The sequence below is a fragment of the Methylibium sp. genome (genome assembly GCF_031393925.1).
Classification (GTDB): Bacteria; Pseudomonadota; Gammaproteobacteria; order Burkholderiales; family Burkholderiaceae_C; genus Methylibium.
This window is the reverse complement of the sequence record NZ_JANMWL010000090.1, coordinates 1-9,120: the sequence shown is the minus strand read 5'-3', so window position 1 is coordinate 9,120 and position 9,120 is coordinate 1. Positions and strand designations below refer to the sequence as shown.

The 9,120-nt window shown below is 70.6% G+C and carries 9 protein-coding genes; 5 read left to right on the top strand and 4 right to left on the bottom strand.

The window, feature by feature from the left end; translation table 11 throughout:
* Both RMO12_RS05515 and RMO12_RS05510 read left to right on the top strand, forming a co-directional pair.
* On the top strand, positions 1-731 hold a 731-nt coding region (locus RMO12_RS05515; protein ID WP_309638518.1), incomplete at its 5' end, for a biotin--[acetyl-CoA-carboxylase] ligase.
* Positions 725-1,432: an SPOR domain-containing protein gene (locus RMO12_RS05510; RefSeq protein WP_309638517.1), complete on the top strand. Its 708-nt coding sequence runs from the start codon at positions 725-727 to the stop codon at positions 1,430-1,432. The genes RMO12_RS05515 and RMO12_RS05510, both read left to right, overlap by 7 nt.
* A 21-nt stretch (positions 1,433-1,453) precedes the next feature.
* Here the strand turns inward: RMO12_RS05510 and RMO12_RS05505 are convergent, their stop codons facing one another.
* From RMO12_RS05505 to tkt, 3 genes are all read right to left on the bottom strand, one after another.
* Complete coding sequence (locus RMO12_RS05505) at positions 1,454-3,373, bottom strand: S8 family serine peptidase (protein WP_309638516.1); 1,920 nt, start codon at positions 3,371-3,373, stop codon at positions 1,454-1,456.
* Between the two features lie 202 nt (positions 3,374-3,575).
* Entirely contained in the window at positions 3,576-4,610 is a 1,035-nt protein-coding gene (gene gap / locus RMO12_RS05500; protein WP_309638515.1) for a type I glyceraldehyde-3-phosphate dehydrogenase, read from the bottom strand.
* Entirely contained in the window at positions 4,607-6,637 is a 2,031-nt protein-coding gene (gene tkt, locus RMO12_RS05495; protein ID WP_309638519.1) for a transketolase, read from the bottom strand. Before tkt ends, gap begins: the two co-directional genes overlap by 4 nt.
* 207 nt (positions 6,638-6,844) lie before the next feature.
* On the opposite strand from tkt, the gene speD reads away from it, so the two are divergent.
* The 3 genes from speD to RMO12_RS05480 are packed head-to-tail and all read left to right on the top strand — an operon-like array spanning position 6,845 to position 8,651.
* A complete protein-coding gene (gene speD, locus RMO12_RS05490; RefSeq protein WP_309638514.1) occupies positions 6,845-7,222 on the top strand; it encodes an adenosylmethionine decarboxylase in 378 nt (125 codons plus the stop codon).
* Positions 7,219-7,926 (top strand): N-acetylmuramate alpha-1-phosphate uridylyltransferase MurU, encoded by a 708-nt coding sequence (murU, locus tag RMO12_RS05485; RefSeq protein WP_309624151.1) that lies wholly within the window; start codon positions 7,219-7,221, stop codon positions 7,924-7,926. The genes speD and murU overlap by 4 nt, the downstream gene beginning before the upstream one ends.
* A gap of 5 nt (positions 7,927-7,931) precedes the next feature.
* Positions 7,932-8,651, top strand: coding sequence for a hypothetical protein (locus RMO12_RS05480; RefSeq protein ID WP_309638513.1), 720 nt, complete (start codon positions 7,932-7,934; stop codon positions 8,649-8,651).
* 191 nt (positions 8,652-8,842) lie between these two features.
* Here RMO12_RS05480 and RMO12_RS05475 read toward each other — a convergent pair.
* Positions 8,843-9,120, bottom strand: a 278-nt coding sequence (locus RMO12_RS05475; RefSeq protein WP_309638512.1) for an aldo/keto reductase, incomplete at its 5' end; no start/stop codon positions are given.

Below are 9,120 nucleotides of genomic sequence, written 5' to 3'. Positions count from 1 at the left end.
CCATCGAGGTGCTGGCCGAAACCGATTCCAGCAACACCCGGCTGCTCGAGCGCGCGCGCGCGGGCGACAGTTCGCCCTGCCTGTTGGTGGCCGAGCGCCAGAGCGGCGGGCGCGGGCGGCTCGGGCGGCCCTGGTTCAGCGACGGCGAGGCGTCGCTCACCTTCTCGCTCGGGCTGGAGCTGGCCCCGGTGGACTGGTCGGGCCTGTCGCTCGCCACCGGCGTGGCGCTGGCCGAGGCCTTGCACCCGAGCGTGCGGCTGAAGTGGCCCAACGATCTGTGGCTGCCCGACGTGTACGGTGCCGGCCGCAAGCTCGGCGGCGTGCTGATCGAGACGCTGCCGCTGCCCCGCGCGCACGCCGACGAGCGGCGGCGCTACGCGGTGGTGGGCGTGGGCCTGAACCTGGCCATGCCCACGCCGCGCGACGGCCTGACCCAGCCCACTGCAGGCTGGCGTGAGCTGGAGCCGCAGTCGCACGCCCCCGATTTGCTGGCCCGGCTGGCACCGGCGCTGGTGTATGCGCTCGGGCGCTTCGAACGCGAGGGTTTCGGCGCCTTCGCGCAGCGCTTCGCGGTGCGCGACGCACTGCGCGGCCGGCTGCTGCACACCAGTGACGCCGCCGCGCCCAGCGGCGTGGCCGACGGCGTCGATGCGCATGGCGCGCTGCGGCTGCAGACCGACGCCGGCCTGCGGCTCATCAGCAGTGCCGAAGTGAGCGTGCGGCCATGCTGAGGTGGATCGTGCTCGCGCTGCTACTGGCCAACGCCGGCTTCTGGGCGTGGCGCCAGGGCTGGCTCGAGCCCCTGCATGGCGTGATCGGCGCGCGCCCAGAAGGCGAGCGCGAGCCACAGCGCCTCGGCCTGCAGGTGCGCCCTGAAGCCATTGAACTCATGCCCGCCGAGGCGCCCGCGCCGCGCCCCCTGCCCGCCAGCGCGGCGACGGCGCCCGGCACGGTCGAAGCGGTGGTGGCGGTTGCGGCACTTGAATGCCTGGAAGCCGGTCCGTTCAACGTCACCGAATTCGCCTTGGCCGAGGCCAGCGTCAAGTCCGCCCTGCCCGGCGGCGCCTGGGCGGTGCGCGAGATCGCGGCGCCGTGGTGGGTGGTGATGGGGCCCTTTGTCGACACCGAGCTGCTGCAGAAGAAGCGCGACGAATTGCGCCGCCGCGGCATTACGCCGCAGCAGCTGCCCACCGCCAGCGGCGCACCGCTGCTGGTGCTGAGCCGCCATGCGGCGCGGCCCGCGGCCGAACTGGAATTAACCGCTCTGGTCGAGCGTGGTGTGCACACCGCCCGCACCATGGTCGGCGGCCCGGCGCTGCGCGTGCTGCGCGTGGCGCAGGCCGATGCGCTCCAGCAATCGGCGCTGGCGGCGCTGGGCCCGGACCGCCTGCGCGGCAAACCGTTCGGCCCCTGCCAACCGACCGGGCTTTAGGGCCAGATCGGCGCCGGCTGCCTAAGGCCGACGCGACACCACGCGCCGCGCCGCCAGCACGGCGGCCAGCAGCGCCAGCAGATAACCGCCGCCGAGCGCGCCACCGCCGCTGCTCGGGGGCGGCGGGCTGGCGGCCGCGACGCTGACGAGGCGCGAGGTGCTGGCGCTGACACCGGCGCTGTCGCTCACCGTCACTGCGACGACGAAGCTGCCTGCGCCGGAGGGCGTAACGCTGAAGGTCGGCCCGCTCGCCGAGCCCGGGTTGACGATGCCGCCACCGTCGGTGATGGTCCAGACCACCGTGGCAATCGAGCGACCGGCCTGCAGCAGCGAGCCGCGTGCGTCGAGCGTGAGCGCCTGTTGGGCTTGCGGGCTGGCCGGCGACAGCTGGATCACCGCCAGCGCGGTGGTGGCCGCCACGACGGCGGCACGCACGTCCAGCAGGCCGGCGCCGCAGGTGGCAGTGTTGCAGTAGCACTCGAGCTGGTCGATCGGCGTGCCGCTGGCGGAGGTCTGCGGCGCGGTGCATTGCTTGACGCCGGCCTCGGCGCCGCTGTTGGGGAAAGGAAAGGCGCTGCCCTCGAGCAGCTGCTTTACCTGGGCCGGCGTCAGGCCAGGACGCGCCGACAACAACAGCGCCGCGGTTCCAGCGACCAGCGGCGCCGAGAAGCTGGTGCCAACGGTGAAGTTCGTGCTGTCGGTGTAGATCGATGCGCCCGGGGTCGTCTTGCCGCCGTTGCTGGTGGTGAGGATCGGGTATTGGCAGGGGCCGGTGAGGTCGACGCAATTGCCGGCCGGCGCCGCGATCGACAGTTCCGACCCGAGGTCGGAAAAGCCGACCTTGGTGCCGGTGTGCCGTACGCCCCCGACACCGATGACGCCCGCGCAATTGGCCGGCGACACCACCGCATGCCCGGCGCTGTTGCCGGCCGAGGCCACCACCACCGCGCCCTGGGCGATCACCGCAGCGATGGCGTCGGCGAACGCCGCGCTGCACACGCCATCGGCGCCCAGGCTCAGGTTGATGACGCGTGCGGGCGTCGGATTGGCCGGCACGCCCACCACCGCAATGCCGACCGACCAGCGCATCGCTTCGACGATGTCCGACACCAGCCCGCCGCACTTGCCGAGCACGCGCACCGGCAGCACCATCACGTTGCGGCCGACGCTCGCTATGCCGACGCCGTTGTTGGTGGCCGCGCCGATGAGGCCGGAAACCTGTGTGCCGTGCCAGGAACTGTCTTCAGGCTTGCAGTCGGCTCCGACGATGCCGCTGTCGATGTCGGCCTGCGTCACCCAGTCCCCCGGGTCGCTCGGATCGGCGTCGCGGCCATCGCCGTCGTTGGCGACCCGCGCGTCGCGAATGAAGTCGTAGCCAGGCAAGAGCTTGCCGGCGAGGTCGGGGTGGTCGTAGCGCACGCCCGAGTCGAGCACCGCGACCACCACGCTGGCGCTGCCCCGGGTCGTGTCCCACGCGGTCTGCGCGTCGATCGCCGCGTAGACCTGGTTGTCGGGCGGCTTGAGGTACCACTGCCCGACGACCGGGCCGGCGGCGCCGCCGGATGTGTAGCGCGTGTCGTTGGGCACGTCCAGGCGGCGTACGCGCGCGTCGGGCACCGCATAGGCCACGCCGGGCTCCGCCGCCAAGCGCTGGGCCAGTGCGGCCGAACTGATGCCGCTGGCGGTGACAAGCCGCACCCGCTCGCCGAGCGGTCGCTGCACCGCGAGGCTCGCGGCATGGCGGCGCCCCATCACGACGAGTTGACGGTCGAGCAGGTCGTTGTCGAGCGGATACGCGTCGGCGTCGAGTTTGATGATCACCCGGGCGTCGGCGACGCGCGGGGCGGCCTGAGCGGGTGCGGCCTGCAAGGCCAGCGCGACAACCATGCCCAGGCCCGAGGCCAGTGCAGCAAGACGATGGGACAACGAGGTGCGGGACATGGTGGGTGGGGGTCAGCAGACGAGGAGCCAGTGTAGAAGTCTCAACGTGGCAGCGGCCTGGACGGGGGACAAGCGTCAACGCGCCGCCAGCTCCGCGCAGCATGCCGGGCGCCCGCCGCGCCGCGCGGCGCAAAGCACGAAAGCCCCCTTGCGGGGCTCTCGGCTGCACGCCGCGGCGATCGGCCCCGCGGTTCGTCGCGGCTTATTTCGCCGCCATCAAGGCCACGGTCGTGTCGAGCATGCGGTTGGAGAATCCCCACTCGTTGTCGTACCAGCTCAGCACCTTGACCAGCTTGCCGTCGGCCGAAACGCGCGTCTGCGTCGCGTCGAAGGTGCTCGAGGCCGGGTCGTGGTTGAAGTCCACGCTCACCAGCGGCTTGGTGTTGTAGGCCAGGATGCCCTTGAGTTCGCCCTCGCTGGCGGCCTTCAGTACCGCATTGACCTCCTCGACCGAGGTGGCCCGCTTGGCGGTGAAGACGAGGTCAACCACCGAGACATTGAGGGTCGGCACGCGGATCGCAAAGCCGTCGAGCTTGCCGTTGAGTTCGGGCAGCACCAGACCCACCGCGGCGGCGGCACCGGTCTTGGTGGGGATCATCGACTGCGTGGCCGAGCGCGCGCGGCGCAGGTCCTCGTGGTAGACGTCGGTGAGCACTTGGTCGTTGGTGTAGGAATGGATCGTCGTCATCAGGCCGGTTTCGACGCCGATCTTGTCGTTCAGGGGCTTGACCAGCGGCGCCAGGCAGTTGGTGGTGCAGCTGGCGTTGCTGATCACCGTGTCGCTGGCTTTCAAGACCTGGTGGTTGACGCCGAACACGATGGTCGCGTCCACGTCCTTGCCGCCGGGCGCGGAAATGATCACCTTCCTGGCGCCGCCCTTGATGTGCGCGGAGGCCTTTTCCTTGGTGGTGAAGAAGCCGGTGCATTCCATCACCACGTCCACGCCCATCTCGCCCCACGGCAACTCGGCCGGGTTGCGGATGGCCAGCACGCGGATGCGGTCGCCCGGGGTCTTGCCGTCCATCGACACGACCATGTGGTCGCCGTCGACCGTCACCTGCCCGGGGAAGCGACCGTGCGCGGTGTCGTACTGCGTGAGGTGGGCGTTGGTGTTGGGGTCGCCCAGGTCGTTGATGGCGACGATCTGGATGTCGTGCTTCTTGCCACCCTCATAGTGAGCGCGGAGCACGTTGCGGCCGATGCGGCCGTAGCCGTTGATGGCGACTTTGATGGTCATGAGCGTTCCTTGGTATTTGCTGACTTGGACAGAGCCTCGAGCACCGTGTGAGCCACGTTCTCGGCCGTGAACCCGAAGTGCTGGAACAGCACGCCGGCCGGGGCCGACTCGCCGTAGCTGTCGATGCCCACCACCGCCGCGCAGCCGTACTTCCACCAGAAGTCGGTGACGCCCGCTTCCACCGCGATGCGCGGCAGGCCTGCGGGCAGCACGCTCTTCTTGTAACCAGCGTCCTGCCGATCGAAGGTGGTCGTGCTCGGCATCGACACCACGCGCACGGCGATGCCGTCCGCGGCCAGCCGCTGCTGAGCATGCAGCGCGAGCTGCACTTCGGAGCCGGTGGCGATGATTACCGCCTGCGCCTTCTTTTTTAGCCCCACCTCGGCCGGCTCGGCCAGCACGTAGGCGCCACGCGCGATCTCGTCCAGCCCGCTCTTGGGCGCATAGGGCAGGTTCTGGCGCGACAACAGCAGCGCCGTCGGTCGGTCGGTGTTGAGCAGCGCCTTGGTCCATGCCACTGTTGTCTCGGCGGTATCGCCCGGGCGCCACACGTCGAGGTTGGGAATGAGGCGCAGGCTGGCCGCATGCTCGACGCTCTGGTGCGTGGGCCCGTCTTCGCCCAGGCCGATGCTGTCGTGGGTAAAGACATGGATCACGCGCTGCTTCATCAGCGCGGCCATGCGGATGGCGTTGCGCGAGTAGTCGCTGAAGGTGAGGAAGGTGCCGCCGTAGGGAATGAAGCCGCCGTGCAAGGCCACGCCGTTCATCACCGCGGCCATGCCGAACTCGCGCACGCCGTAGTTGATGTGGCGCCCGCCGTTGGGTGCGCCGCTGGCGTCAAAGCGCAAGGCCGGCGTGCTCTTGGTGTTGGTGAGGTTGGAGCCGGTCAGATCGGCCGAGCCGCCGAGCAGCTCGGGCAGCGCGGCCGTGAACGCCTCCAGCGCGAGCTGGCTGGCCTTGCGGCTGGCCACGGTCTCGGCCTGGGTGTGCGCGGCGATCACAGCGTCGACGGCGATCTGCGCAAAGTTGACCGGCAGCCTGCCGGCCATGCGGCGCTCGAACTCGTCGGCGAGTTGCGGATGCGCGGCGCGGTAGCGCGCAAAGGCGGCGTCCCAGTCGGACTGCAGCGCCGCGCCGCGCGCCTTCGCGTCCCACGCCGCGTAGGCCGCCTCGGGCAGCACGAAGGGCTCGTAAGGCCATGCCAGCGCTTGCCGCGTGAGCGCGATTTCGTCGGCGCCGAGCGGTTCGCCATGCGCCTTGGCGGTGCCCGCGCGATTGGGCGAGCCCTGGCCGATGGCGGTCTTGCAGACGATGAAGCTGGGCCGGTCGGTGCTGCGTTTGGCCGCTGTGATGGCCGCGTCGACCGCGCCCGAGTCGTGGCCGTCGATCGGGCCGATCACGTTCCAGCCGTAGGCCGCGAAGCGCCGGGCGCTGTCGTCGACGAACCAGGGTGCGACCGGGCCGTCGATGGAGATGCCGTTGTCGTCGTAGAGCGCGATCAGCTTGCCCAGCTTCCAGGCAGCGGCCAGCGCCGAGGCTTCGTGGCTGATGCCCTCCATGAGGCAACCGTCGCCCAGGAACACGTAGGTGTGGTGGTCGACCACGACATGCGTGCCGCCATCGCCCTCTTGGTTGAACTCGGCAGCCAGCAACTTCTCCGCCAGCGCCATGCCCACCGCATTGGCCAGGCCCTGGCCGAGCGGGCCGGTGGTGGTCTCGATGCCGGGCGTGAGGTCAACCTCGGGATGGCCCGGCGTCTTGCTGTGCAGCTGGCGAAAGTTCTTCAGCTCCCGGATCGGCAGGTCGTAGCCGCTCAGGTGCAGCAGCGCGTAGACCAGCATCGAGGCGTGGCCGTTGCTCAGCACGAAACGGTCGCGATTGGCCCAGCGCGGGTCCGCCGGGTTGTGACGCAGGTGGCGGCCCCACAGGGCCACCGCCATGTCGGCCATGCCCATCGGTGCGCCCGGGTGGCCGGAGTTGGCCTGCTGCACGGCGTCCATCGCCAGGGCGCGGATCGCGTTGGCCATCAGGGTGGTGGGGGCCGTTGCAGCGCGATCATCGGCAAGCGGGCGGGTTTCGAGGACGGCCATGGGGTCTGAAGAAAAAGTCGCCGCCAAAGCGGCCGGGCAGCGAGGAGGCCCGCCGAAGCGGCCGGGCAGCGAGGAGGCCGCCGAAGCGGCCTGAAGGAGCCGCAGCGAGCGGCAGAATCAGCGATTTTAGCGAGCCGCCTGGCCATGCATGGACTGCACCTGACTGCCGATCTGAACGGCTGCCGTCGCGACGCGCTCGCGATGGTGGATGCCGATGCGTTGCGCGCACTGTGCCTGGGCGCCGCCGACGCGGCCGGCCTCACCCCGGTGGGCGAGCGCTTTCACAAGTTTGCCGACCATGACGGCGAGCCGCGCGGCGTGACCGGCGTGCTGCTGCTGGCCGAGTCGCACCTGGCCGTCCACACCTGGCCCGAGCTCGACGCGGTGACGCTCGACGTCTACGTCTGCCACCGCCACGCCGACAACTCGGCACGCGCCGAGGTGGCGCTGGCCGCATTGCTGGCCGCGTTTGCCCCGCGACGAGTCGTGCGTCACGCTGTGCAGCGCGGCACCCGCGCATGAAACAGATGCCCGCGCTGATCCTGGCCGCCGGGCGCGGCGAGCGCATGCGCCCGCTCACCGACCGCACGCCCAAGCCGCTGCTGCCGGTGCATGGCAGGCCACTGATCGAATGGCAGCTCGAAGCGCTGGCGCGTGACGGCGTGCGCCAGGTCGTCATCAACACCGCCTGGCTGGAAGAACAATTTCCCGCCCTGCTCGGCGACGGCGCGCGTTTCGGCCTGTCGATCCGCTATTCGATGGAAGGCCGCGACCACGGCGGCGCGCTGGAAACGGCCGGCGGCATCGCCAAGGCACTGGCGCTGTTGCAAAGCGACACCTTTTGGGTGCTGGCCGGCGACATCCATGCGCCCGACTTCCGCTTCGGTGCCCACTGCGTGACCGACTTCACGGCCAGCGGCGACCTGGCACACCTGTGGCTGGTGCCCAACCCGCCGCAACACCCTCACGGCGACTTCGGCCTCGACCCCGCCGGCCGCCTGCTCGCCGCCGCCGACGCCCGCGTCATCACTCGTTACACGTACTCGACCATCGGCTTGTTCCAATCGTCCCTGGTGGCGGGCGTGAAGCGCGGCGAGAAGTCGCCGCTGCGCCCCCATCTCGATGCGGCGATCGCGCAGGACCGCGTCGGCGCCAGCCTCTACACCGGGCGCTGGGCCGATGTCGGCACGCCCGAGCGCTGGCAGGAATTGCAGGACGGGAGTTGATCGCCATGGGCATGTTCGCTGCGCCATTGATGTGGCTGGCGTTCGCGGCGCTCGCGCTGGTCGCCGAGCGTGCCGTGGTGCGCGGCCTGCGCACGGCCTGGCTCGCGCATGCGCCGGTGTCGGGCGAGCACACCGACTCCGTCGTCTACCACCGCAGCCTCTGGACAGCGGGCCAGCCCGATCTGCTGGCGGTGGGCGCGGCACTCGTCGTGAGCGGCTGGCTGCTGGCAGCGGCGTGGCAGTTCGCGCGCTGGCCGCTCTGGCCGGCGCCACTGGTCTGGCTGGCCGCGCTCGGTTGGGACCTGTGGCGCTGGGAGCGCGCTGCCGCGAGCGTGAAGTTCGTGTCGTGGCAACGCGGCTGGCAACACTCGACGCGGCGCGTGGCCGTCTCCGAGCTGCGCGAGGTCAATGTCGTCGAGCGCCGATTCGCCTGTCCGGGCCTGCCGGCCTGGGCGCAGCCCGGTTCGTGCTATCTGGCGCTGATGCTGCGCGACGAGAAGGCCATCAAGTTGCCGCGCACCGGCGTGTGGTTCGGCGGCCTTGCGCGCGTCGAAGACTTGGCGAACTTCGTGCGCCTGCAGATGGACATGGTGGCCGACAACCGCCGCCGCGCGGCGGCCGACAAGCGCGCCGCCGCACGTCGCGCGCTGCAGCCGGTGGAGCCGGCGCACCCGGCCACCAAGATCGACCCCCTGGCGATGCATCGCGGCGGGTCGCTGAGATAACGACAACCCCCACGCACCTGCGGTGCTGCCCCCCGAGGGGGCGCCCAACCCTCTTGGGGCGGCCCGGCGAGGTCTGGGATGACAACCCCCACGCACCTGCGGTGCTGCCCCCATGGCCCCCCGCAAGGGCTACTTCGTGGCACTTGGCGCGCCCCGTCCTCTTGGGGCGGCAGGGAGGGGGCTGAGAAAACTCAGGTCGCCAGCGGCAGGGTCACCGCGTCGATGCGCGCCAGCACGTCGGGCGTGAGCTTCGGGGTCAGTTCCAGCGCTTTAATGTTGTCGTGCAGCTGCGCGAGCTTGCTGGCGCCCAGGATCACCGTGCTGACGCGAGGGTTGCGGTTGATCCATGCAATGGCCAGCTGCGCCACGCTGCCACCGAGTTCATCGGCAATGGCCGTGAGCTTGCCGACCGCCGCGTTCTTGGCCGGGTCGGTGAGACCCTCGCGCAGGAAGGCCATGTTGTGCAGCG